This window comes from Methylocapsa acidiphila B2 (genome assembly GCF_000427445.1).
Lineage (GTDB): Bacteria > Pseudomonadota > Alphaproteobacteria > Rhizobiales > Beijerinckiaceae > Methylocapsa > Methylocapsa acidiphila.
Window position 1 is genome coordinate 74233 of record NZ_KE386496.1, and the last position, 23491, is coordinate 97723.

General features: G+C 61.9%; 22 protein-coding genes and 1 pseudogene. 10 read left to right on the forward strand and 13 right to left on the reverse strand.

Going from position 1 to position 23491, the window contains the following annotated elements; all coding sequences use genetic code 11:
• Positions 1-62: 62 nt before the first annotated feature.
• A protein-coding gene (locus METAC_RS25580; RefSeq protein ID WP_245257393.1) for an IS5 family transposase occupies positions 63-829 on the forward strand; the annotation gives its coding sequence in 2 pieces (ribosomal slippage) (positions 63-375 and positions 375-829; 768 coding nt in all).
• Here the strand turns inward: METAC_RS25580 and METAC_RS0101425 are convergent.
• The 8 genes from METAC_RS0101425 to METAC_RS0101465 all read right to left on the reverse strand — a co-directional run bounded on the left by METAC_RS0101425 (position 816) and on the right by METAC_RS0101465 (position 7102).
• Positions 816-1268 carry a hypothetical protein gene (locus tag METAC_RS0101425; protein WP_026605666.1) on the reverse strand — a complete coding sequence of 151 codons (453 nt, stop codon included), beginning with the start codon at positions 1266-1268 and terminating at the stop codon, positions 816-818. The genes METAC_RS25580 and METAC_RS0101425 overlap by 14 nt on opposite strands.
• A gap of 67 nt (positions 1269-1335) precedes the next feature.
• The gene (locus METAC_RS0101430; RefSeq protein ID WP_156898065.1) at positions 1336-1728 is read right to left on the reverse strand and encodes a hypothetical protein; all 393 of its coding nucleotides are present in this window, start codon (positions 1726-1728) and stop codon (positions 1336-1338) included.
• Positions 1729-1738: 10 nt separating this feature from the next.
• On the reverse strand, positions 1739-2062 hold the full coding sequence (locus tag METAC_RS0101435; protein WP_026605668.1) for a hypothetical protein: 324 nt from the start codon (positions 2060-2062) through the stop codon (positions 1739-1741).
• A 191-nt stretch (positions 2063-2253) separates the two neighbouring features.
• Positions 2254-3084, reverse strand: coding sequence for a coiled-coil domain-containing protein (locus tag METAC_RS26205; protein ID WP_156898066.1), 831 nt, complete (start codon positions 3082-3084; stop codon positions 2254-2256).
• Between the two features lie 35 nt (positions 3085-3119).
• Positions 3120-3686: a hypothetical protein gene (locus METAC_RS0101445; protein WP_156898067.1), complete on the reverse strand. Its 567-nt coding sequence runs from the start codon at positions 3684-3686 to the stop codon at positions 3120-3122.
• Between the two features lie 53 nt (positions 3687-3739).
• Positions 3740-5020 carry a tyrosine-type recombinase/integrase gene (locus tag METAC_RS0101450; RefSeq protein ID WP_026605671.1) on the reverse strand — a complete coding sequence of 427 codons (1281 nt, stop codon included), beginning with the start codon at positions 5018-5020 and terminating at the stop codon, positions 3740-3742.
• A gap of 781 nt (positions 5021-5801) precedes the next feature.
• Positions 5802-5975: a hypothetical protein gene (locus tag METAC_RS26890; RefSeq protein ID WP_156898068.1), complete on the reverse strand. Its 174-nt coding sequence runs from the start codon at positions 5973-5975 to the stop codon at positions 5802-5804.
• A 230-nt stretch (positions 5976-6205) separates the two neighbouring features.
• Complete coding sequence (locus METAC_RS0101465) at positions 6206-7102, reverse strand: ceramidase domain-containing protein (protein WP_026605673.1); 897 nt, start codon at positions 7100-7102, stop codon at positions 6206-6208.
• A 406-nt stretch (positions 7103-7508) separates the two neighbouring features.
• Here METAC_RS0101465 and METAC_RS0101470 point away from each other — a divergent pair, with 406 nt between their 5' ends.
• The 4 genes from METAC_RS0101470 (at position 7509) to METAC_RS0101485 (ending at position 9315) form a co-directional block, all read left to right on the forward strand.
• Positions 7509-7859, forward strand: coding sequence for a GYD domain-containing protein (locus METAC_RS0101470; protein WP_026605674.1), 351 nt, complete (start codon positions 7509-7511; stop codon positions 7857-7859).
• 53 nt (positions 7860-7912) lie between these two features.
• Positions 7913-8227, forward strand: a complete 315-nt coding sequence (locus tag METAC_RS0101475; RefSeq protein ID WP_026605675.1) for a hypothetical protein — start codon at positions 7913-7915, stop codon at positions 8225-8227.
• A gap of 81 nt (positions 8228-8308) precedes the next feature.
• A complete protein-coding gene (gene phoU / locus METAC_RS21830) occupies positions 8309-9052 on the forward strand; it encodes a phosphate signaling complex protein PhoU (RefSeq protein ID WP_036255204.1) in 744 nt (247 codons plus the stop codon).
• 74 nt (positions 9053-9126) lie between these two features.
• A complete protein-coding gene (locus METAC_RS0101485; protein ID WP_051335295.1) occupies positions 9127-9315 on the forward strand; it encodes a hypothetical protein in 189 nt (62 codons plus the stop codon).
• Positions 9316-9359: 44 nt separating this feature from the next.
• Here METAC_RS0101485 and METAC_RS26960 read toward each other — a convergent pair whose 3' ends face one another.
• Both METAC_RS26960 and METAC_RS21835 read right to left on the reverse strand, forming a co-directional pair.
• The gene (locus METAC_RS26960; RefSeq protein ID WP_342446959.1) at positions 9360-10349 is read right to left on the reverse strand and encodes an efflux RND transporter periplasmic adaptor subunit; all 990 of its coding nucleotides are present in this window, start codon (positions 10347-10349) and stop codon (positions 9360-9362) included.
• Between the two features lie 42 nt (positions 10350-10391).
• A pseudogene (locus METAC_RS21835) lies at positions 10392-12662 on the reverse strand (heavy metal translocating P-type ATPase); the annotation flags it as partial.
• A 198-nt stretch (positions 12663-12860) separates the two neighbouring features.
• On the opposite strand from METAC_RS21835, the gene METAC_RS21840 reads away from it, so the two are divergent.
• Together METAC_RS21840 and METAC_RS0101500 are read left to right on the forward strand one after the other, a co-directional pair.
• A complete protein-coding gene (locus METAC_RS21840; RefSeq protein WP_084143874.1) occupies positions 12861-14111 on the forward strand; it encodes a DUF3734 domain-containing protein in 1251 nt (416 codons plus the stop codon).
• Entirely contained in the window at positions 14108-14845 is a 738-nt protein-coding gene (locus METAC_RS0101500; RefSeq protein ID WP_026605677.1) for an acetoacetate decarboxylase, read from the forward strand. Before METAC_RS21840 ends, METAC_RS0101500 begins: the two co-directional genes overlap by 4 nt.
• A 98-nt stretch (positions 14846-14943) precedes the next feature.
• On the opposite strand, the gene METAC_RS0101505 is transcribed toward METAC_RS0101500, so the two are convergent.
• Both METAC_RS0101505 and METAC_RS0101510 read right to left on the reverse strand, forming a co-directional pair.
• Positions 14944-15243, reverse strand: a complete 300-nt coding sequence (locus METAC_RS0101505; protein WP_026605678.1) for a hypothetical protein — start codon at positions 15241-15243, stop codon at positions 14944-14946.
• 215 nt (positions 15244-15458) lie between these two features.
• Entirely contained in the window at positions 15459-17099 is a 1641-nt protein-coding gene (locus tag METAC_RS0101510; protein WP_084143394.1) for a B12-binding domain-containing radical SAM protein, read from the reverse strand.
• Positions 17100-17433: 334 nt separating this feature from the next.
• On the opposite strand from METAC_RS0101510, the gene METAC_RS0101520 reads away from it, so the two are divergent.
• Together METAC_RS0101520 and METAC_RS0101525 are read left to right on the forward strand one after the other, a co-directional pair.
• Positions 17434-18420: an efflux RND transporter periplasmic adaptor subunit gene (locus METAC_RS0101520; protein ID WP_026605680.1), complete on the forward strand. Its 987-nt coding sequence runs from the start codon at positions 17434-17436 to the stop codon at positions 18418-18420.
• Positions 18420-21554 carry an efflux RND transporter permease subunit gene (locus tag METAC_RS0101525; RefSeq protein WP_026605681.1) on the forward strand — a complete coding sequence of 1045 codons (3135 nt, stop codon included), beginning with the start codon at positions 18420-18422 and terminating at the stop codon, positions 21552-21554. The genes METAC_RS0101520 and METAC_RS0101525 overlap by 1 nt, the downstream gene beginning before the upstream one ends.
• A gap of 20 nt (positions 21555-21574) precedes the next feature.
• Here the strand turns inward: METAC_RS0101525 and METAC_RS0101530 are convergent, their stop codons facing one another.
• Positions 21575-22531: a LysR family transcriptional regulator gene (locus METAC_RS0101530; RefSeq protein WP_245257398.1), complete on the reverse strand. Its 957-nt coding sequence runs from the start codon at positions 22529-22531 to the stop codon at positions 21575-21577.
• A 41-nt stretch (positions 22532-22572) separates the two neighbouring features.
• Between METAC_RS0101530 and METAC_RS0101535 the strand changes: the two genes are divergently transcribed.
• Positions 22573-23445, forward strand: coding sequence for an oxidoreductase (locus tag METAC_RS0101535; protein WP_026605683.1), 873 nt, complete (start codon positions 22573-22575; stop codon positions 23443-23445).
• Positions 23446-23491 lie beyond the last annotated feature (46 nt).

Consider the following 23491-nt stretch of genomic DNA (forward strand, 5'->3'; position numbering starts at 1 on the left):
ATTAGGGTAAGGTTCTGATTCAAGGTCGCTTTCGGAAGGAGGCGGGCTTGATTCGGGGATTGATGTCGGATGAGGAATGGGCGTGTTTCGAGCCGTTCGTGACGGTTCGCGGCGCGCATAGCGGGCGACGGCCGAAGGACCACCGCCTCGTTCTCGATGGGATTTTCTGGATTGCCCGCACCGGCGCGCAATGGCGGGACCTGCACGAGCATTTCGGCAAATGGTCGTCGGTCTATCGGCAGTTCCGGCGCTGGACTCTCAGTGGGCTGTGGGAGCTCCTTCTGGAAGCCCTGAATGAAACCGAGGGCGTTGGCGAGACCGTCCAGATGATCGACTCGACCATCATCCGGGCGCATCACTGCGCCGCCGGCGCTAAAGGGGGACTCCGCGTCAGGGTCTTGGCCGCTCGAGAGGTGGCTTCACGACAAAGATTCACCTCCGCACGAACGGCGAAGGACTGCCGATAGCCGCAAAGATCACCGCAGGCGAGGTCTCGGATTATTCGGGCTTCGCCCCCTTGATGGAAGCGGAAGGACCTGAGGCCAAAGTCCTGCTCGCCGATCGTGGTTATGATTCCGATCATATTCGCGAAACGCTGGAGAAAACAGGCGCTGCGGCCATCATTCCGACGCGCCGAAACCGCAAGATCCAAATCCAGATCGACAGTCACATCTATGCCTTGCGCAACCGCGTCGAGCGTTGCTTCAACAAGCTCAAAAACTCTCGGCGCCTCGCAACCCGCTACGACAAAACCGCAGCCAGCTATCTCGGGTTCGTCCAAATCGCCGCGATCAGGATCTGGATGCGCATATTTGTCAACAGGACCTAAGCATGTGCATGATCTCGGTTTGCCCGATCGCCGGAAATTTGGTCGCGAGAGCCGCGGCCTCTTGTTCCGCCTCGGCGATCTCTTTGCCCGACATGCCGGAGGCCTGCATGCGCAAGCGCTCGTGCACGCGATCCATTGATCCGCGAGCGACCTCATGCGCGGCCATGCCGCCGGCGACTGTGGCGCCGAGGCCAACGATTGAGCCCGCGCCCATTGCGATGCCCATGCCGCTGGAATGCGCCGAGGCGGCGCTGCGAGCGATCGAGGCTTGCGCGCGCGACACGCGGCTCGAGCTGTCGATAACCTGGCGCGCATTGGCGGAAATCGCCGACGCGGCCTGATTCATGCGCGCGATCTTTTTCTCGATCGCGGAAAGGGCGGCTCCGGTTCGATCATCTCCGGCGATGACGAGTTTGGCTTCGAGGATCTTTCCGGCCACGATTCAAACCCTCACTTGTCGTGATACTTCACCGCTCGCGCGAAGAGCCGGTCGATTTCATCGAGCGTCATGCGGTCGCAGGCGTCTGCGGCGATGACGCGGAACCCGAAGACGAGATGGTCGATCTTTTTCGCGAGATCGCCGACGCGGCGTCCGTAAAAAAACTGAAGAGCGCCTCTTTGATCTGGAGCACGTCGGCGAGCGACATGGCCCGCAGCACAAGCTCGCCGCCATCGATGTTTTGATCGTCGCTGAAGCTCAAAAGCTCCCGAATATACGCCGCGACCACTTCGTCTTTCTCGACAAAATAGCTCGCGCCATCCGCCATGCGGACAATGAAGCGCGGCTCGCCGAGGTTCATGTAATTGAACCCCGTGGGAGCTTTGAGAACGACCCGATTGACCAGCTTGTCGAACCACGGAAACGGCTCGACCAGCTCGATTTGCGTTGATTTCGTCATGTTGCGCTCCTCACGCATTAGTTGGCGCGACCAACGCGCCTGCATTGACATTTTTATTCATGACGCCAGCCATCACCGTGGCCAACGCGAGCGGCCCGACGGTTTTGGCGATCTTGGGCAAGCCGCGGAGCGCAAGGGGCATATCATCGACAGGGGGCAGGACTGCGCTCAAAATCGGCCCGCTTAACTCGGCGAGAGCGGCTACACTCGAACCGACGCCAGCGACCCGCTGCGAGATGGGGTCGACAACGATCGAGACTCTCGAGACATTCGCGACCACTCTCGAAATATTCGCGATCCTCTGTTCAACATCTTCAAACGTGGTGTTGCTCATGCCATTTCCTTCAAGTAGAGGATGCAGCGGACCGCCGACGTCATCGCTCGCGACCAGCCTGGAACCTAGTCGAAGTTGCAGACGTCGACGGCCGCCGGTGATCGCGCCCGTCCATTGGAGTAAAACGTCGCGATCTGCGGGTGTTTTGCGCCACCGCCCGCCGGGCCTTTGATCCGGATGGCAAAAGCGGATCAAATCTCGCCCAAATTTGCGACGAACATGGGGGCAAGATCATATTCGATCGGCCTCACGGGCCCCGCAGGAGCGCTGGATTCTGGTCGTTCTTGCGCGAATTGCGCTTGTCGCTCGGCCCGCATTTCGGCTCGAAACGCTTCATCCTCGGCACGCCTTTTTGCGTCCAGGCTGGCTCGCTCCGCAGCCTCTCTCTCGCGCAACGCGCGGCCGTCATTCTCGCTGAGTTCAGATTCTGGATTCGTCAACAGAGCCGCCGCCCAAGCCCGCAACGTCGCCGAAGCGGCTTGCACTCTTTCGTCACGGCGCGGCATTTCATGACCGGGACGCTCAACGAAGGGCCGCAGGTCTTCGACCGAAAAGCGAAGTTCCGCCGCGGCGTTCAGCACCGCCAACAGCTTTTCAAGCTCCGTGTTGAGTCCGAATGCGCGGGACAAGGTCTCTTTGATATGCGCGGCGACTACTGCCCGCGCAGTGGTCCCAACGCTTTCCTGGGCGTCGTCCGCCGATTGCACAGATTCGGCGTGATTTTTCTCCAGCTCCTCGATCGCGGCTTGAACGAGCCTCAGTTGTTCCGCGACATCAGATTTTGCTTTTGCGTGGGCGAGCTTAATGTCAGCGCCGCCGCCGCCATTAACCAGGAAAGCCTTCGCCAGGGCTTGAGCATCGGCTCGCTCGCCTTCAGTGCGGCGATCGAGCTCCGTCAGCAAAGCCCCCTCGCGCTCCTTGGCGCGAGTCAGAGCTTGACTTGCCGCGTCAGCCGCCGCCCTGGCCGCCGCAAAATCTTTTTGTGCAGCTTGTAGAGCTGCGCGAGCTTCAGGAAGAAGCATTTTTCTGTCTCCAGCGAAATAGGACTTCGGCGGCGCTAATGACTCACGATTGGCATGACGAAGCCGCGACGCCCCGCCTTCGCTTCGTCGTTTAATTTTTCAGCGACACTCTTCCATGAGGCGCTCGCCGACTCTTCTAACGGTTGGAGACTTTGATCAGCGTCGACGCCGGGAAGAAGCCGCGCGTGTTGCGTCGCACCGGCCGCACTGATCGGCGATTTGCTCAACAGTAGGCGCGCCTCAAGAGGCGAAAAATCCGTATTGAAGGCAAGATGCTTCGCAAGCTCCTCACGGCCGACTGCCTCGGGCGACGTGATAATGGCCTTCATGCGTTCGCGTGTGGCCGTTGCAGCGGCTTGTGCGGCCTCAGACTCAACATCAAATTTGCCCATGTGGTCTATCTCCTGTGAAAAATTCGCCTCGCCCACGCGCGCCGATTTGCCGAAGGTCAAATTGGTCGCAATTCGACTCCATGGAGAAGTTTCCATTGTGCCAATAATTGTCGTGGAATTGTCGCACCGGCGCGGACCCAGCCGGTTGGGTTGATCGTGATCGATTCGGAGCCCGCAGGACATGCGCGAAGATTGAGGCAAATCAGTCAAGCATCCCGCATTGACGGCTGCGGAAATTTGTGACAGCCGACGCCGCGAGAGCTTTAGGTCTTTGCGCTCTTTGGCGGCGTGGTCTTGCCGCCGTCGCCCGCGAGGCCGAACGCGATCCGATCGCCAACCACATCCGAGACCGCCCGAACCGGGTTCGCGTCAAAATTCGCGTAACGCCCCGTCATCGCTACCGTGGAATGACGAAGCAGGTCGCGGACCGCAAAGGCGTTGACGCCGGCCTGCGCGGCATAGGTTCCGACGGTATGCCTTAGATCATGCAGATGGACGTCCGGAATGCCAGCGCGAAGCCGCAAACGCTGCCAGGCGTTTTCAACAACCTCATTTGAGACATAGCGTTCGACGTCCGTGGAGCGCGGAAAAACCCAGGGTGAGCCCTCCACGCGGGCGACCCCGGCCAAGAGCTCCAGGGCGACGCCGCTGACTGGATGAGGCTTCCGCGCGCCCCCTTTCTTCTCAGGCAGATCGATCGTCGCAGTCTCAAAATTCACATGGGCCCATTCAAGAGAGACGATTTCGCCGCGACGGGCCCCCGTAAAGAGCAGAAGCCGAATTATGTTCAATACCTCGGGCGCGACGGGCGTCCGTCGGTTCTCCGGCTTCGCCAGATGCCGGTTTGTCGGTTTAGCCGGATTGATCGTCCAGGGGAGGCCCGCGCCGGCCGCTTCGCGCAGGGCTTCGCCGAGCCGTTTCAGTTCGTCGACGTTCAGGAACCGCTCGCGATGTGTCTCTGGATAACGCTTGATCCGTCGGCAGGGATTTGAGTTTTCCGACCGTAGTCCCCAAAGCTCGGCATTGCTGAAGGCCTTCGAGAGGAGCGCCAGCAATTTGTTCGCCTGGCTTGGCGTATCTCGCATTTCGAGATGCAACTTGACCAGGTCCTGACGCGTCACGCCCTCTGCCTTGAGCGCGCCGAGGCGCGGCCGCGCGACGCGATTAAACAGATATTCCGTTTCTTGCAGCGTTCGCGCGGCGCTGTGGACCTCGACATGCTCCGCAATATGCCGATCGAGGAGTTCATTGACCGTCAGCGAATCCCGACGCGCCGTCTTATCCCCCAAAGGATCGCCGCCGTCGGCAATGTTCACGAGCAACCGCCGCGCTCGAGCACGGGCTTCGTCGACCGTCAGGGCGCCATGGCGGCCAATGACCATCCGGCGCGAGCGGCCCAAGGCGCTTCGATATTGAAGAATGAAGCTCTTGACGCCTGACGGTTGGACCCTGAGGCCGAACCCTCGAAGCTCGGTATCCCAGACGAGGAGTGAGCGCTGGCCCGGCGCGATGTCATCAATGATGCGTTTGGTGAGCTTTGGCATGAAGCTTCATTTTGGACGGCTTGCGGACGGCGTTGGACAGGCGCTGAAATCTCGTAAAACATTGAAAGCAAATAAGTTTATACGGCTTGGACGGCCTGGACGGCTTTTGACCCCTACTGTCTTAATTGCACCAGCGAATGCGGCTCGACAGATAGCTCAAAACCCGATCTCGTGTAAGCACTATGTAAGCACGAGAGGTCGAAACCAACCGTAGGCCATCTCACTTCATAGAAGTGGAAGCCTCTGTTTTTAAATATCTATCCAACTCAATAGAACTCCGTGTAAGCAGGTAAAAATGCCAGTTTTCACCTTCGTAATGAGGGGGTCGGGGGTTCGAATCCCTCTTGCGGCACCAATATAGTCAAATAATTTAGACGCGGTTTGTGGGACCTTTTGGAAGACCGAGGCTTTTTGATAGGCGCTCGGGGAGCCGAATTCGAAAATTTGCAAAACGTCGGCCGCTGGTCCCCTTGCAGCGTTCTCGCGTCATCGATTCGGAACAAACTCTCTCGCCTGACCAACCGAGCTCGGGGCATTTTCTTTCAACAGGCTTTCGCGAGTCGTGTTCTTCGAAATAGTTTCCGAACATTCCGAACGAACGATTGGAAACCTGCCTGTCCAAGCCGAGGCCGCACCGGGACGGAGGACGGCGCCAAGTTCTCGCTTGTTTCCATAAACACCTAAAGCGAGATGGGGCGAACCAGAATCGAACGATCGGAAACCGCCGGAAAGGTCGTCGCCTTGACGCCGGAGACGCGTCCGACAACAATTATGCGCGTCGTCAGCTATTCATCTGCTTGCGCATACACCGGCGCAGCGCGGCGACCGAAATTTCGTAAAATTCTAATTCTGCGCCGAGACCGTTGCCACGGCAGCCACTATCACGGTCGCGGAGCAGAGCGACATAGGGCCAGTTCTGGTCAATCCATGCGTCGAGAGATTCCTCATCCATCATTGACCAATGTTTGGCCTCGCCAGACACAGCGCTGCAGCAGGTACTGCAACACACGCAGGATGCCGGAAATGACGATCCGATCGTCCACTCGCGACTTTCCAGGCCGCGTCCGCGATCGCGGCGGTTCAATGTGGCGAGGCTCTATCCGCCGCCGCAAGCTGCGCGTCTCGCGATGAGACGCGCCGTCGCGACGGCCAGCCCGATATTTTGAAGCCGGCCGAACCCTGTCGTCAGGATCGAGAAGCCGCGTCGGGCCGCGCCGGCCGCCAGGGCAGGACGGAGTTGGATCGCGCGAGCAAGGAGCGGAAGAACTCGAAGACGCCCAGGAACATGAGGGCCGAAAACACGTGCCAGAGCGCATGGCCCTGCACCAGCGAACTGGGGCCGTAAAAACATTTGGCGTAATCCCCGCCATGCCTGGCCAGAAACGCGTTATCGTCGCCGTCGGAAAATTTGAAGACGACCGCCGCGAGCGCGGGAAGGACCGCCAGGGCGAGGGGAGCCAGCAAGCCGTCGCCAGGCGCGGCACGCGTCTTGGGGTCTCGCACATATCGCAACGCGCCGGAAATCATGTAGACGATCAAGATGAAGACGAGGAAAGGCGTAAAATAATCCGAATCGAAGAAATGGACCTTGGCGCGCACGATTCCGCCCACCAGTCCGATGGCGATCGCGGAGAACATGATCACAAAGGCCCATGGATCGTCATATTCCAAAGGAACCATTTCAATAAAGCCGTAGGCTACGAGGGCGAGCAGAACAGCATAGACGCCCATGATGTCCACGGTTTGGCCGAATTCGCTGAGCGTTCCGTGAAACCACCCGCTACATATGGCGAGGATGATCAGGGCGGCGCCCACGGTCCAGCCGGTCCAGGCCTTGTTCAAGGTGAAAATCAGCAGGCCGACGGCGAGATAGGCCGCGTTGGACCAGAAATTATGGAATTGGAGAAAGAAGCCGGACGTGTTGACGAGCTCGCATTGCTCCTTATGATAAGACGTCACCCTGTCGGCCGCGACATGGGCCCATGGATGGATGTGTAGGAGCCCCAGCAGCAAAAATATGAGAGCCAGCGCGGGCAATCCCGCAGCGACGACAATCCACACCTTGCGATGCGTCTGCTCCACAGCGTCACTCCATTTCCTGTTCTACGAGCGCGCTTTGCTCTCCAGAGCATATTCCGGTCGGATGGAATCGATCCGATCGACAAGAATATGCTCAACCATTCGACTCTGGAGCGATTTCACATAGATCGCATGAATCTATGCGAGCGAAAGACGCTCTACGCGGAGATTATGGGCTTTCCCGCAAGCAGCGCAAGCATGACGCGCCGTCGGCGCGCTCCCGTGCAAGCACGGCTTGGGCGCCGCTACCAAACGCGAGGAAGCTCTCTAATTACATTATGGCGCACGGCAGAGCGGGAAGCAAAACCGAAAGCCGGGCCTTTTTAAGTCCGGGCGTCGTCCTGTCGACTAATTGAATCCATTTGGCCTGAAAGCGCTGAAGCGCCGCGAAGGGAAGGGTGGAAAGACCATGCCGATCTATATCACTCAAGGTCGTTACACGACGGACGCGTTGAAGGGCATGACGAGCAATCCCGAAAACCGGGAAAAGGCGGTCGCGGATCTGATGACCAGGGCGGGCGGCAAGCTCGTGGCCCTCTATTTCACCTTCGGCGAATATGACTTCCTCTCGATCGTCGAAGCGCCGAACGAAGCGGTCATGGCTTCCGCTCTGATCGCAGGCGCGGCGTCGGGCGGGGTCACGCACCTCAAGACATCGATCGCCATGGCCACGAATGACGCCATGAACGCCTTCAGGTCGGCGGGGGAGCTGCGCAAATCCTTCAAGCCGGCGGGGGGGCCGGCGAGAGCGTTGGAATAGCCGACCTTCGTCGCAAGAAGGCGCGCGTGCCTGTGGCAGGAAGGAGCAAGCCAATGTTGACGGAAGAAATGACGGATCTTCGGGATCGCATAGGAAAACTATTGGCCGATGGGTTGAAGACCGAGATCGAGCCCGTCCCCGAAACAGAAAAGGAGTTCGGCGACATCCTCAATAGGTTGCGCGCGCTCAATCCCGGCGATCTCTCGGGCAAGCTTGTAATCGCGGGTTTCATCGATCATCCCTACGGCGACGACCAAGTTCGCTGCATGGAATGCATGTATTATCTCGTGCATCAAAGGTGGTGCGATCTGCCTGAATTGGCTTTGCCGGTCGAGGCGGACTGGCGGTGCCGGCTGTGGCGCATCTGAGCGTCGCCGCGAGAAGGCCCTGACCGAGTTGACGGCATGTAGAGGTAAGGCCTCGCGGCGATCGATTGAGAGGAGCGGCGCATGTCGGAGCACATCATTAAGGCGTATGACGATGAACTCGACGTCCTTGATAAGAAAGTCGCGGAGATGGGGGGACTCGCGGAGAAAATATTTTCCGACGCTATGGAATCCCTGTCCAATTTCGACTCGCGGCTTGCTCAGGCGACAGTCCATGCGGATTTCCGCCTCGACGCCTTGCAGCGCGAAATTGAGGAAAGGGCGATTGTGACGATCGCCCGTCGGCAGCCTCTCGCCGTCGATCTGCGAGAGATCATCTCAACGATAAGGATGGCCAATGATCTCGAGAGGGTTGGCGATCTCGCGAAAAACATTGCCAAACGCGTGATCTATTTTTCGCCGAATTTGCGAATGCCGCGGTGTGTGGTCGGGCTCCGCTCCATGCATCGAGTCGCGGCGAATCTCCTGAACGACGCGCTTAACGCCTACTTGCGACGCGACGCCGACCTTGCGCTGCGCGCGTGGGCGGGCGATGTGGAGCTCGACGACCTGCACGACTCGGTGTTTCGCGATCTTCTGACTTTCATGATGGAAGATCCCGGCAACATCTCTTTTTGCGCGCATCTCTTATTCTGCGCCAAAAACGTCGAGCGCGTCGGCGACCACGCCACAAATATTGCTGAGACGGCGATCTATCGGATCACAGGAGAAGCGCCGCCGATAGATCGGCCGAAAGGCCGCAATCCGACCATGGTTTCCCCAGAGACGGCAGGGGAAGCAAATCAGCGACGATTTGGGCGGCCCTGAGATCAAATCGTGCACGCGGCGAGCGGATGAGCTAAAGCTTCGTCTCGACCCATCAAAGTCTTGGACTTGGCTTCATGCGCTTGAAATTGACCCCGCCTGGATTTCCCATATTTCTTCTGTCCGTCATTCTCGCGGGCGTCGCCATAGCAACCCTCTACACGCGCGTTCCGGTGGTCGGCCATTATGTCAGCGCGCATCGCTTCTGGGTCTTGGCGTCGGCTTACGCGGCTTTATTGGCGGGGGTTCTGTTTGAGGGCTTGTGAGCCGAGAGAGATCGGACAAGGCCGCGCCGCGCGCCGGGTCGAATTCAGTCCTTCGGCGCCGGCCTCTCCGTCATGATCGAGACCGCCGCCTTCATGCCTGGCGCAAGCGCGAGATCGGGGTTTGGCGCGGCGATGATCACCTCATAGGAAGAGGCGGGATAGGAAGAGGCGGGTTTGGCCGCTTCAGGCGAGGGGCGGATTTGCATGACCGCTCCAGAGAAAGTCCGGCTCGGCGGCCTGTCGATCGTGAACTCGGCCTGATCGCCGATCTTGACCGCGCCGATGTCTTTCGCCTCGACCTTGGCCTCGATACGCAAAACGCTCAAATCGGCGGCGATCTGGAACAATGGCGTTTGGGCCGCTGCGTCGATCAGCTGGCCAATTTCGACGCCGCGCGCCACGACCAAGCCGTCCGTCGGCACGACGATCGCCGTTTTGCCGAGAGCGGACTCTGCCGCGGCGAGCGTGGTCGCCCGCTTCGCCTTTTCCTGCTCTCCGAGCTCGATGCGCGCGCGGGCCCGCTCCTCGCCCTCGCGCGCTTTGGCGAACGCCTTGTGGGAAATGGCGCGGCGCTCGGCGCGCGCTTCAGCGCGATCGAGATTGGATTTCGCCCGCTCGGCCTCAGCGCGCTCCTTTTCGAGCCTGGCCTCCGCCGCAGCCAGATCGGTCCTGGCGCGATCGACTTCCGACTGATAGGGGCGGGGATCGATCTTCGCGCAGATCTGCCCCGCCGTCACGCGCGTGTCGCGGTCGCAATAAAGCGCTTGGATGGGGCCGGATACGCGCGCCGCCACTGGCGTGGTCGCGGCTGGAGCAAGGGTCCCGAGCGCGGTCACGACGCCGGCGCGGGACCCGCCAGCGGGGCTCGGGACAGGGCCGCGTCGAGCGCCGCCGCCATAATGCGCCCAATAGAACCATCCGCCGCCAAAGCACAAAAGGGCGAAGCTCACCATTGCGGCCTGCCGGCCCCAATGGGCGCCAGGCGCCCGCTCCATTGCTTCGCTTACGCGTTTCGGCTTGGGTTCGCTTGGCATAGGACTCTCTTGCGAGGATTCGCTGCGCCAGTCGATGGCCTGGTCATAGATATCTTCCTCTTGGGCGCTGTGGATGCGGACCAGAGATTCAATCGATTCGATGATTCGCTGCGCGTCGCGGATAAGGTATCGATCGGTCTCCGCCGGGCCGAGCCCGTCGGACAGGCGGGTCAGGAGGCGGGAGAGATGGAGAATCTCGCGATGGGCGCGGCTCATGGCGCATAGCCCATGGCCGTCGGCGAGGAAACTCGAAAGGCTTGGATAGACCACTGTCTCGTCAGCGCGCTCATGAGCGACGATCTCTGTCGCCACGATCCCATCGGCCTCGGCGATCAAGCGCGCGGCGACCTCGCCGGCCGCGTCGTCGAGCCCGTCCGCGATCTGGCGCAAGCGGTCGAGGCTTGCCCCTAGTCTCTCGTGGTCTTCATGGAGAATGCGGGCCGTTGCGGCCGGCATGGCCGCTTGCCGTCGGGCCCGCCCAGGGGTTAGAGCCCGTAGCGCGTTCAAAATGACAGCCACGTCGATGGCTTCCTGGGTCAGCGCCCCGGCGACGGGACTGAGCCAGCCGACGGCGGCGGCGGCCATGGCGACGCCCGAAAGCGACATGCCGACGATAATGCTTTGCAAGGCTATGGCGCGCGTGCGCCGCGCGATGACGACGGCGTCGGACACGCGATCGAGCCGATCGACGAGGATCACGACATCCGCCGCCTCCGACGAGGCGCTGGCGCCCCGCGCGCCCATGGCGACGCCCACGTCGGCCGCCGCCAGGGCGGGAGCGTCATTGATGCCGTCGCCGACCATCAATGTCGGATGAAGCCGCTGCTCGGCCGCGACGGCGTCGACCTTGTCGGCCGGAACGCGATCCGCGAGCACGGCGTCGAGATCGAGCGCGGCGCCGATCGTCTCGGCCGAATCGGCGCGGTCGCCGGTCACCATGACGATTCGGGCCACGCCCGCGGCTCGAAGCGCCTGGATGGCGCGCGGCGTCTCGCGCCGGAGTTCGTCGGCGAGGAGGAGGGCGGCGACGGCGCGGCCATCCACCGAGATGAACACGCTGAGGGCGGAGCGCCAAGAGGCCCGCCGCAGCGCCCGAAGCGCCCATTCCTCCGGGCGGCCGGCCCCGAAAACAAGCTGATGCGAGCCCACGCGGATCGCTTGTCCCCCCACGACGCCCTCGAGGCCAGAGCCCATGGTCTCACGGACATTCTCCGGGACCTGCAATGCGAGCTTTTTCGCCCGAGCCGCGGCGACGATGGCTCCAGCCACCACATGATGGGAGGCTTGCTCGAGAGAGGCGGCGAGCCGCAGGGCTCCTTCCGGGTCCTCGCCGGGAGCCGTTTCGACGGCGACCAGCCGCGCCCCGCCGACGGTCAAGGTTCCCGTCTTGTCGAACATCACCGTATGCGCGCGGGCCAGCGCTTCCAGAGGTCCGCCTCCCTTGATCAGGATGCCGCGCCGCGCCGCTTGCGAGGTGCCGGCGATGAAGGCCGCAGGCGCCGCCAGGATCAAGGGGCAGGGGGTCGCCGCGACGAGGACCGCCAGCGCGCGAATGGGGTCATGAGACAAGGCCCAGGCGCCGCCGGCGAGCGCGAGCGTCACGGGCAGGAGAAGCAGCGCATAGCGATCCGCCATCCGAATGAAGGGGGATTTGGCGGTCTGAGCCGCCGTGACGAGGCTGATGATTCCGGCGTAGGCGCTCTCCCCCGCGCGCGCCGACGCACGCATCTCGAACGTTTCGCCGGCGTTGATCGTCCCACTGCTCACTGCTTCGCCGGCGCGCCGCGCGACCGGGATCGGCTCTCCCGTCAGGGCCGATTCATCGATCGACGCGCTGGGGCTCGTGACTTGGCCGTCGACGGGGACGACCTCGCCGGCAAGAACCAGGATCGCGTCCCCGACAGCGACCTGATCGACCGGAATGTCCTCGAAAGCGCCGCCGTCGCGGCGATGCGCGAGGCGCGGGGCGCGGTCGATGAGCGATTTCAAATCCCGTTCGGCGCGTCCGACCGCGAAATCCTCGAGCGCGGCGCCGCTGGCATACATGACTGCGATGACGGCTGCGGCCAGGTTTTCTCCAAGCGCCAAGGCTCCCAACATTGAGAGCAGAGCGACCGCGTCGACGCCCATGCTGCCGATGAGAAGGCTGCGAATGATCGAGACGGCGAGACTCAGCGCGACGGGGATGGAGCCGCCGGCCCAGAGCCAACGCGCGGCGTCTGGGCGCCCCAGGACAAGAGCGACGAAGCCGCTGGCGAGCCCGACGATCGCGATCAGGATCAGGGCGCGACGCGCAGCTCGCGGATTGTTCATAGGAGTCACTTTTCCGTTGATCTTGTCATGTTACCCCTAACATCCGCGCCGTGACGGCGACGGTCGAGCTTTTCCGGGTCGCCGAGCCTCGACATGTATCCGCCGCCGTCGGACTCGAACCGAGCGATTTTCTCGTTCATTCAGCATTTGGACGAGAGTGCTTATGCTATAGGAGTGAAGGACAAGGAGAGTTCGCACATGCTGGATTCTAGCGGGACCTTCAAGCCTCGCCCGGATGAACATCGTCTTCCCTTCGAGAGAATCGCCCTTCTGCTGCAAGGCGGCGGCGCGCTCGGCGCCTATCAGGGCGGAGTCTATCAAGCTTTGGACGAAGCGGACCTCCTTCCCGATTGGGTAGCGGGAATATCGATCGGCGCCATTAATTCCGCATTGATCGCGGGCAATCCGCCGGAAAAACGCGTCGAGAAACTAAGGGAATTCTGGGAGCTCGTCAGCGCCCCGCCGATGAGTTCCTTCGGCGTTTCCATCCTCCCGCCGATTGAGATCACGGACCCCTCGATTCATCGGGTCGTCAATCAGGTCCAAGCCTATTTCGTGGCTCTTTTGGGCGCGCCGAATTTCTTCACGCCTCGTCTGCCGCCGCCGGTGCTTTTTCACCCGGACAAGCCCGACGGGCTGAGTTTTTATGATACCGCGCCCTTGCGGAAAACGCTCGAGCGGCTGGTCGATTTCGATCGGATCAACGCCGGACCCATGCGTTTCAGCGTCGGCGCCGTTCATGTGCGCAGCGGCAATTTCGTCTATTTCGATACGACGACTCACCGCATTGGCCCCGAGCATGTCATCGGCAGCGGCTCTCTGCCTCCCGGCTTCCCGCCGACCGAGATCGACGGCGAATATTATTGGGACGGCGGCATCGTTTCCAATACGCCGCTGCAATGGGTGCTCGATTCGCGGCCGCGGCAAGACACGCTGGCGTTCCAGGTCGATCTTTGGCACGCGGCGGGCCAGGTTCCGCGCAGCTTCAGCGAGGCTAGCGTGCGCGAGAAGGAGATCCGCTATTCGAGCCGCACCAGAGCCGCGACCGATCAGTACCGAAAGATGCAGAAACTGCGCATAGCGGTGGCGGAGCTCATCAAGGATCTTCCTGAAGAGCACCGCGACCGGCCCGAGGTGCGGCTGCTCGAAGCCGAATCCGATGACAAGGTCTGCAACATCATCCAGCTGATCTATCGCAGCGAAAGTTACGAAGGCCTGTCCAAGGACTACGAATTTTCTCGCGCCACGATGGAGGAGCATTGGCGCGCGGGCTATAACGACGCCATTCGCACGCTCAGCCATCCGGAGGTTCTCGAATGCCCGGGCCGCGCCGAAGGCGTGCGCACATTCGACGTGGCGCGAGCGACGCAGCAGAGACATAAATCTGAATTAGAGATCCAGAGTCTGGACCAGAGATCCAGCCATGACAGGCGAGGAGAGCCGCGATGAAGGAAAGTGACGTCCGCCGCCGAGCGTTTGCGATGCCGCTGACCAGCCCGGCTTATCCGGTCGGTCCTTACCGCTTCGTCAACCGCGAATATATGATCATCACCTACCGCACGGATCTCGGGAAGCTGCGCGAGTTGGTTCCGGAGCCGCTGGAGGTTGATGAGCCTTTGGTGAAATTCGAATTCATCCGCATGCCCGACTCCACCGGATTCGGCGATTATACCGAGAGCGGGCAGGTCATCCCGGTCAGCTTCAAAGGGCGCAAAGGCGGCTACAGCCATTGCATGTTCCTCAACGACCATCCGCCGATCGCCGGCGGCCGCGAGCTTTGGGGATTTCCCAAGAAGCTCGCCGAGCCGACCCTGAGAGCCGAGATCGACACCCTCGTCGGGACGCTCGATTACGGCAGAGAGCGGATTGCCACCGGAACGATGGGCTATAAGCATAAGGAGGCTGATCTCGCCGCGGTGAAGACCTCGTTGCTCGCGCCGAATTTTCTGCTGAAGATCATCCCGCATGTCGATGGGACGCCGCGAATTTGCGAGATCGTCGAATATTACCTGACCGACGTCGATCTCAAGGGCGCGTGGACCGGGCCGGGATCGCTCACGCTCACGTCGCATGCCTTGGCGCCGCTCGCCGAATTGCCCGTGCTGGAGGTCGTGTCAGCGACGCATATTCTCGCCGATCTCACCTTAGGGCTCGGCAAGGTTGCGCATGATTATCTGGCCTGAGCGCCACAGCGGATGAAGACTCTGGGACGACCGGCTTTGGGCCGGTCGCTCCGAAATGACCGTCGTCTAGCCACCCGCCGCGTCGCAGCGGTCGGGCCTCAGCAATTGCTGCAAATGCCCCTCCGCAGGATGCGATCGTCCCGATCATGAATTTGCCGGCCGCCGCCGCTCGGAGCATCGCCTGACAAACCGGGATGCGGGACGGTCCCGCCGCTCTTGGTCAGATAAGGCGCGTTGGCCAAGCTGCGCCCTGTCGTAAGTGGGGCCGACGCGTCTTGCGCCATTTCGGCAGGCGCATCCACGCCCTCCGCTGCGAGGCCGACGCCCGCGCCAAAAGTCACGGCATCGATAACAATCGCGCCGACAACAATGGCCCCAAAAGCCAAAATCTTATTCATGTTCGCCCCCCTTGCTCGCGAACAAAGCTAAAAACCGGCGGTCAACATTGCAAGTGGCGATAAGTTGCAGGGGCTGGCGCTGACTCGCCGGTTTTCTGCAAATATTTCGCTATTTTTCACTAATCCCTTCGGACAGTCGGGCGCCGCGGTCTATGCAGCTGGCGAAAGCGCGTGCGCTTGCAACCAAAAGTCGCGGTATCGGCTGCTGTCTGCGGTCATTGGCCGCGCGGCGCGGGCGTCTGAAATTCGAGAGTCAGCGCCTTGGCGGAATAATGCGAGGCGTCCGTCTTGCCTGCGCAAGCTTCGCGGGAGAACATGATCAGATGATGGGCGACGAGGCCGACGCTCAGGATCGGCTCGATCTGGCCGCGCAGCAGGCGAGGCAAGACGAATCTCCAGAATGCGCACCGATAGTCGCCGCGAACGCCGACTTTCCATAAGAGGCTCGACAGGATCACGAGCGCCTTGCGGATGTTGCGCGGCGACAGGCGCTGCCGGCTCTTTGGCCGCTCGAGCCGGTACGGCCTCGTCTCGCGCATTTGATATTCATAGCGGGCGAACAGCGTCTCCGGGCGATAGGCTCTGTCCATGCAATTGCGCCACATGGCGAGCACCTCGTCATAGGGCAGCTTGAAGCCGACATTCGATTCGCGCCCTGCGTCGTCCGGGCGCAGACGATCTTCCCGCCGGAGCCGATCCCATAGGGGCGTGCGCGGGAGGGCTTGCAGCAGATTGATGGTCGCCATGGGAATCTTCGATTGCTCGAGGAAGTCCAGAATTCGCTCGCCGGTGTCGCTCGTATCGGTGTCGAGACCGATGATGATCCCCGAAACGACCTCCATTCCGCATCGATTGATGGCGCGCACCGCGTCCAGGATCGGCAGAGCCATATTATGCGCCTTGTCGATGGCCCTCAGGGCCTCCGGCTCTGGCGTTTCGACGCCGCAGAAAATCGTGTCGAAGGCGGCCTCGCGCATGAGTTCGAGGATTTCCGGAGAGCGCGCAATATTGAGCGTCGCCTCGCAGGAGAAGCTGACGGCGTAGCCGTTGCGCTTCTGCCAATCGATGAGATGGGGCAAGAGCTCGCGAAGCGCGCGCCTGTTGGCGACGAAATTATCGTCGACGAAATAGATCGAGCCGTTGACGCCGCAGGCGACGAGCTTGTCGAGCTCGCCGAGGATCTGGGCTGGGCTTTTCAGACGCGCGACCCGGCCGTAAAGGCCGGGGATGTCGCAGAATTCGCAGGTGTAAGGGCAGCCGCTCGAAAATTGGATGCTGCCGAGAAAATAGCGGTCGATCCTGGCGAGTTCATAGGCGGGCGGCGGAAAATCGGCGAGGTCGCGGCGGAGGGTCGTCGTCAGAACGATCTGGGCCTCGGGGCGCGCCGCGTCGCGGGCGAGATGAGCAATCAGGGCGTCGGTCGCGTCGCCGAGCTCGCCGACGTGCAGATAATCGAAATCCGGATAAAGCTCGGGGCAGGCTGAGACGGAAGGGCCGCCGAGCGCGACGGGCTTGTCATGCTCATGAGCCCTGGCGCGAATATCCTCCATTTGCCGGCGCTGGATGTGCATTCCGCTGACGAGCACGGCATCGGCCCAGGCGAAATCCAGATCGCTCGCGCGCTCCATGTTTTCGTCGATGAACCTGACGTCCCAATGTTTCGGAAGAATCGCGGCGATGACCAGCAAGCCTTGCGGCGGCATGAAGGCGCTGACGCCGTCGGTCAGCGGATACGCGTGCTCGAACGTTCCAAAAGACGGGACATAGCGGGGGAAGACGCAAAGGATGCGCCTCTTCACATCAATGACCGGCGCATCGACGAGGCGACAGATTTGAGCCGGCGTGACTTGAGCCATTTTTTGCGCCCCGGAAGCTGGTCCGCTCTAGACAATGCTAGTCTTTATTCATCCCGTTATGAAGAATTAATCGGTCGAAAAGGCGGCGGTCCGCGATCGAAGCCTGCGCATTGGATGGCGAAGCCGAGGGTGAGCCTAAGATCCCGCGCCTAGGATCCACGGAAGCTTCGCCCGCGGCGATCGTGGCGGAAGCTTTGCGCCGGCGGTGGGAACTTCCTTGAGCAAAAGACAAAATTCGGTAATTTGGCGCCATTTCAGGGAGTCATTGAGCGTCAAACGAATTGCCTGCAGCTTTTGCGAGTCGATGATCAAATCAGCGAGACGAAATTTTTATATGAACGCCACCGAATTCGTTCCGCGACGTCTCGCCGCCGCGCGTCTCCTGATGTCGCTTCTTGTCTTCGTTTGCTGCGGTCACCGTCCACAAGCCGGCGAGTCCGCTAAAACGTCCGAGGCGTCGGCGGGAGAGGCCTGGAGCGCGCCCGGGCTGCCGGTCATCGTGGCCGCGGCCGCGCCCGCCTGCTTTTCGGCCTCGGTTAGGGCGACGGGGCTGCTGGCGCCGCGCGCCGAGGCGGTCGCCGGCGCCGCGCTCGACGGATTCGAGATTGCGGAGATTTTCGTCGCGGAGGGGGACTTCGTGCGGGAAGGTCAGGCGCTCGCGCGCTTGTCCCGTCTGCCGGGCGAAGGAATCACCCCCGCTCGAAACGCCGGAGCCTTGCCGCCGGCTTCGGTCACCCTGCAATCGCCCGCCGCCGGTTCGGTGATCAAATCGGCCGCACGAAGAGGCGCGGCGGCCTCGCTGCGCGGCGAGCCTTTGTTTCGTCTGGCGATCGACGGGGTAATCGAGGTTGACGCCGAAGTGTCGAGCATCGATCTCGCCGCGATCAAACCGGGCCAATCGGCGCGAATTGAAGCCGAGCCAGGGCAGGGTTTGACCGGCCGCGTGCGCAAGGTCGGGGCCGAGGTCGATCCGGTCACGCAGATGGGACATGTGCGCGTGGAAATTCCAGCCGACTCCGGCTTGCGCGCCGGGCGCTTCGTCCGCGCCACGATCGACGCGCGGCAGAGCTGCGGCATTTCGGTGCCCCGAGCGGCCGTTCTCTACAAGACCGAGGGCACCAGCGTCCAGGTCGTGCGCGAGGATCGGATTGAGACGATTCCGGTCAGGATCGGCCTGACCAGCGACCGCGACGCCGAGATTGCGGAGGGCCTGCAGGCCGGCGAACTCGTCGTAGCTAACGGCGGCGCTTCGCTCAGAGACGGCGACCGGGTCTTCGCCGTCGTCTCGCGCGGCGGGGATTTGTCGGCAGGGCGGCGCTGATGGCGATCAATGTCTCTGCCTGGTCGATCAGACATCCCCTGCCGGCCATCGTGTTCGCCCTGGTGAGCCTCGCCCTCGGCGTCGCGAGCTTTAGGAATCTGCCGATCACGCTGCTTCCGAATGTCGATCAGCCGATCATCACCGTGGTCATCGCTCAATTTGGCGCGGCGCCAGCCGAGCTCGAAATGCAGGTGACGAAACCGGTCGAGGACGCCGTATCGGGCGTGGAAGGCGTGCGACACATCATGTCGCAGGTCACCGATGGGGTGTCGACGACCACGATCAGCCTGGCTCTCGACGCCAACACGGATCGAGCGCTGAACGATGTGAAGGATGCAATCACGCGCATCCGCGGCAATCTCTCGCGGAGCATCAACGAGCCCTTGATCCGGCAGGTCGGGGTCGTCGGCTCCAGCATCGTCACCTATGCCGCGATCGCCCCGGCCAAGACGCCGGAAGAGCTTTCAAATTTCGTCGACGAGGTGGTCAAGCGCAAGCTCTTGGAAATTCGCGGCGTAGGCAATGTCGAGCGGGTCGGCGGCGCCGACCGCGAGATCTTAATATCGTTGAATCCCGCGCGGCTCGAAGCTTTCGGTCTGACCGCTTCGGACGTCAGCAGGCGTCTGCGCGGCAATAATCTCGATCTGACCGGAGGCCGCGCCGAGCTCGGCGGCGAGGATCAGTCGATCCGCACCATCGCCGGCGCCCGCACCATCGAGGAGCTTGCCGGCACGACATTGGCGCTCCCGCGCGGCGGGCAGGTGCGGCTCGACGATCTCGGCGTCGTGACGGACGCCATCGCGGAGTCGCGAACATTCGCGCGGCTCGACGGGCAGCCGATCGTCGCCTTCAGCATTCAGCGCTCGAAAGGCGCGAGCGACGTTGCGGTCGCCGCCGAGGTCCAGAAGCGCATCGACGCGCTTGCCTTGTCCCATCCCGATGTCTCGCTCGAGGTAATCGACAGCTCGGTCGCCTACACAAAGGGCAATTACCACGCCGCGATGAGCACTCTGTTTGAAGGCGCGGCGCTGGCGGTGATCGTCGTCTTCGTGTTCCTGCGCGACCTCCGCGCCACATTGATCGCAGCCGTCGCCCTGCCTTTGTCGATCATCCCGGCCTTCTTCGTGATGGACGCGCTCGGCTTTTCCTTGAACCTGGTGAGCCTTCTGGCGATCACGCTGGCGACCGGCATTCTGGTCGACGATGCGATCGTCGAGATCGAGAATATCGTCCGCCATATTCGCATGGGCAAATCGGCCTATCAGGCGGCGATCGACGCGGCCGATGAAATCGGCTTGGCGGTCATCGCGATCAGCTTGACGATCGTCGCGGTCTTCGCGCCGGTCAGCTTCATGAACAATATCGCCGGCCAATATTTCAAGCAGTTTGGACTGACGGTCTCGGCGGAGGTCATTTTCTCGCTTCTCGCCGCGCGTCTCATCACGCCAATGCTGGCCGCATATTTTTTGAAGTCGCGCGGACGCGAGGAAAGGGCCGAGAGCGCCGCGACCCGGCGCTATGGCCGCCTCGTCAAATGGTCGGTTGAGAACCGCTATCAGACGGTGGCGATCGGCGTCGTTCTTTTTGTTCTGTCGATCCTCAGCACGAAGCTCCTCGGCACCGATTTCCAGCCGATCCAGGACTCTGGACGCTCGCATCTGGCGATCGAGCTGCCGTCCGGCTCGACCTTGGTCGAAACGCAAAACGTCACCGACGCCATCGCCCGTCGCTTGCGCCAGCGTGCCGAGATAACCCATGTCTTCATCAATGGCGGCCATATTCCGCCGAGCACGACCGATGTGCGCAAGGCGGAATTAATCCTGAACTACTTGCCGCGATCCCAGCGCAAGGCGAGCGTGCACGAGCTCGAGGCCGAGATCCGCACGGAGCTCGCCGAAGTTCCAGACATCCGCAGCTGGTTCGTCGACGATTACGGCCAGCGGCCGGTGTCCTATGTCGTGACCGGTCCCGATTCGACGACGGTGGCGGATTTCGCGGCCACGTTGGCGACCGAGATGAAGCGCATCCCTTTGCTCGCTAATGTCGTCGCCTCGACGTCCCTGCAGCGACCGGAGCTCATCATCAAGCCATACCGCGACCTCGCCGCGCGCCTCGGCGTTTCGACGGAGGGGTTGTCGGAGACGCTGCGGATCGCGACCATTGGAGACGTCGGGCCGGCGCTCGCCAAGTTTGACGCCGGCGATAGGCTGGTTCCAATCCGCGCCCAGCTCGAAGCCGGCGCGCGCGCCAATCTTCAGGTGCTCGAGAATATCAGGGTGCCGACCGGCGCCGGGGGCTCGGTTCCCTTGCGCACCATCGCCCATATCGCGCTCGGCCAAGGCGAGGCGAGCATCGATCGCTTCGACCGCGAGCGCCAGGCGACGATCCAGGCGGATCTCGCTCCGGGCGCGACGCTGAGCGAGGCCGAGGCCGAAATCTACAACCTGCCCTCGATGCAGCACCCGCCCCACGGGATCAAGATCGCCAAATCCGGCGACGCCGAGGCCATGGCCGAATTATTCGACGGCTTCGCGCAGGCGATGCGCAGCGGGTTGCTGATGGTCTATGCCGTGCTCGTCATTCTATTCGCGAGCTTCCTGCAGCCCGTCACCATTCTATTCTCGCTGCCGCTGTCTATCGGCGGCGCTATTTTGGGCTTGTTGCTGACGGGTCGGCCGATGAGCATGCCCGTCATCATCGGCATACTCATGCTGATGGGAATCGTGACCAAGAACGCGATCATGCTGGTTGATTTCTCCATCGACGCGATGGCGAGCGGCATGGACCGGACGCTCGCCATCGTCGAGGCTGGCAAGAAGCGCGCGAGGCCGATCGTCATGACCACGATCGCGATGGTCGCCGGCATGCTTCCCAGCGCCTTCGCCATCGGCGCCGGAGGCGAGTTCCGTTCACCCATGGCGATCGCGGTCATCGGCGGCCTCATTGTCTCCACGCTGCTCTCGCTGCTTTTCGTCCCCGCATTCTTCGCCATGATGGATGACGTTGGGCTTGGGATCGGGGGCCTGTGGCGGCGCTTCATCGTCGAGCGGATGAGCGCGGACAAGGCGACGGTGGAAGAGTCCGACGACGCGGCGGCGAAACCGCCCGGTTCCGTCGGCCGGCCGGCGGAATAGCGATCAGATCGGGATATGCTCTAGTTCGAGCTCCGCTGTTCGGCGATGTAGTCGACGAAGGCGCGCAATGGCGTCGGCATCAACCTGCTGGAGAAGTAGAGTCTTGGCCCATCGAATTCAGGCCACCAGTCTGCCAGGACGGGGATGAGCGCGCCGCTTGCAAGATGCGGATCGAGCCAATTGCGAAAGGTATGAAGCAGCCCATGTCCCGCAAGAGCTAGATCCATTGCAGCCGAGGCGCCTGCCGCGCCGATGGTGACGCGAGCCGGCGGGTCGACGATTAAACTCTTGCCTCCCTTTTTGAACTCCCATTGGGCGATGGCGCCGCTCGCGAAGCGCACGCGGATGCACGCGTGCTTCAGGACATCCCGAGGATGCTTCGGGCCGCCGTGAATTTTCAAGTAATCTGGAGACGCCGCCAGAGCGCCGAATTGCCGGCGTGGGCCGATCGGAACCGCGATCATGTCCTGCGCAAGGTGCTCGCCGTAGCGAATGCCGGCGTCGCAGCCCTTCGCATTGATGTCGACGAGCCGATCGTCGACCAACACCTCAATCTGAACTTCTGGGTGGAGGTTGAGAAAGCCGTCAATCAGAGGCGGCAGAATGTCGACCATCACCGCGCCCGGCGCGTTGAGCTTGAGCGAGCCTCGCACCCGGCCCTGCGAACTCGCGGCGTCGTGAAGCGCGGCCCTCGCTTCGGCCATGACTGGCTCGATGCGCTTTGCGAGCGCGCGGCCGGCTTCCGTGAGTTGAACGCTCCGCGTCGTGCGGATGAACAATGGCGCGCCCAACTGCTTCTCCAGCCGCGAGATTGTGTCGCTAGCCGTGGAAGGGGAGACGCCGAGCCAGCGCGACGCCGCGCGAAATCCTCCGCCTCGGACGACAGCCAAGAACACTGAGAGATCGTCCAAGGACGCGAAGAATTTATTGTTCGGCATACCGAACAAACTATTCGGTCTCGCCTTGATTGTCGACATTCTGCCGATCAGTCATGTCTTCAGGCAAAGGAGATTCCATCATGACTGATAACTGTCCCGCAGCGGCCGCAGGCCGCTTGACCTTTTCCGGCTCCTCTATCTCGGTCAATCGAATGGGCTTCGGAGCGATGCAGCTTGCGGGTCCGAACGTATTTGGCGAGCCGAAGGAGGCGGATGAGGCCCGCGCCGTTCTGCGGGAGGCGCTGCGCCAAGGCGTGGACCATATCGACACGAGCGACTTTTACGGCCCGCGCGTGACGAACCGACTGATCCGAGAGGCGCTTTACCCCTATCCGAAAGGGCTCACGCTCGTGACGAAGATTGGCGTTCGGCGCGACGATAGCGGCGCTTGGATCCGCGATCGCGGCGAGGCGTTTCTGCGTAAGTCGGTTGAGGAAAATCTAGAGCGCCTTGGTCTCGAGCGCTTGGCCATCGTCAATTTGCGTATGGGCGGTCCCGAGGACGACATAGCTGCGCCGATGCGCGCGATGCGGCGCATGCAAGATGAGCGGTTGCTCGACCACATTGGCGTCAGCGTCGTTGATGCGACGCAACTGCGCATCGCGCGGGATATTGCGCCGGTCGTTTGCGTTCAAAACCACTATAATCTGGTTCATCGATCCGACGACGTGATGATCGACGCGTTGGCCGAGGACGGAATCGCTTATGTTCCATATTTTCCATTGGGCGGCTTCACCCCGTTGCAGGCGAAGGAATTGAGCAGGGTTGCCGATGAGATCGGACAGTCGCCACAAGGCGTCGCGCTGGCGTGGCTGCTCCAGCGCAGCCCCAATATCTTACTCATCCCTGGAACTTCTCGCCGCGCGCATCTGCACGACAATATCGCCGCCGCGCGATTGAAATTGAGAGATGACCACATAGCCCGCCTGAACGCCATAGGCTCCTGGCGATGAAGGAGGTTCCAACGAGGCCGCTCTTCCGACATGGCGATCCGGCCGA

Coding starts and splice junctions, on each gene's coding strand:
- METAC_RS0101485 (WP_051335295.1), top strand. CDS start 9,127: ATGCGCTTGAAATTGACCCCGCCTGGATTTCCCATATTTCTTCTGTCC.
- METAC_RS0101435 (WP_026605668.1), bottom strand. CDS start 2,062: ATGAGCAACACCACGTTTGAAGATGTTGAACAGAGGATCGCGAATATT.
- METAC_RS0101510 (WP_084143394.1), bottom strand. CDS start 17,099: ATGGCTCAAGTCACGCCGGCTCAAATCTGTCGCCTCGTCGATGCGCCG.
- METAC_RS0101535 (WP_026605683.1), top strand. CDS start 22,573: ATGACTGATAACTGTCCCGCAGCGGCCGCAGGCCGCTTGACCTTTTCC.
- METAC_RS26960 (WP_342446959.1), bottom strand. CDS start 10,349: ATGCCAAGCGAACCCAAGCCGAAACGCGTAAGCGAAGCAATGGAGCGG.
- METAC_RS21840 (WP_084143874.1), top strand. CDS start 12,861: ATGCTGGATTCTAGCGGGACCTTCAAGCCTCGCCCGGATGAACATCGT.
- METAC_RS0101450 (WP_026605671.1), bottom strand. CDS start 5,020: ATGCCAAAGCTCACCAAACGCATCATTGATGACATCGCGCCGGGCCAG.
- METAC_RS0101470 (WP_026605674.1), top strand. CDS start 7,509: ATGCCGATCTATATCACTCAAGGTCGTTACACGACGGACGCGTTGAAG.
- phoU (WP_036255204.1), top strand. CDS start 8,309: ATGTCGGAGCACATCATTAAGGCGTATGACGATGAACTCGACGTCCTT.
- METAC_RS26890 (WP_156898068.1), bottom strand. CDS start 5,975: ATGATGGATGAGGAATCTCTCGACGCATGGATTGACCAGAACTGGCCC.
- METAC_RS0101520 (WP_026605680.1), top strand. CDS start 17,434: ATGAACGCCACCGAATTCGTTCCGCGACGTCTCGCCGCCGCGCGTCTC.
- METAC_RS0101430 (WP_156898065.1), bottom strand. CDS start 1,728: ATGACGAAATCAACGCAAATCGAGCTGGTCGAGCCGTTTCCGTGGTTC.
- METAC_RS0101525 (WP_026605681.1), top strand. CDS start 18,420: ATGGCGATCAATGTCTCTGCCTGGTCGATCAGACATCCCCTGCCGGCC.
- METAC_RS0101475 (WP_026605675.1), top strand. CDS start 7,913: ATGTTGACGGAAGAAATGACGGATCTTCGGGATCGCATAGGAAAACTA.
- METAC_RS0101505 (WP_026605678.1), bottom strand. CDS start 15,243: ATGAATAAGATTTTGGCTTTTGGGGCCATTGTTGTCGGCGCGATTGTT.
- METAC_RS0101530 (WP_245257398.1), bottom strand. CDS start 22,531: ATGTCGACAATCAAGGCGAGACCGAATAGTTTGTTCGGTATGCCGAAC.
- METAC_RS26205 (WP_156898066.1), bottom strand. CDS start 3,084: ATGCTTCTTCCTGAAGCTCGCGCAGCTCTACAAGCTGCACAAAAAGAT.
- METAC_RS0101500 (WP_026605677.1), top strand. CDS start 14,108: ATGAAGGAAAGTGACGTCCGCCGCCGAGCGTTTGCGATGCCGCTGACC.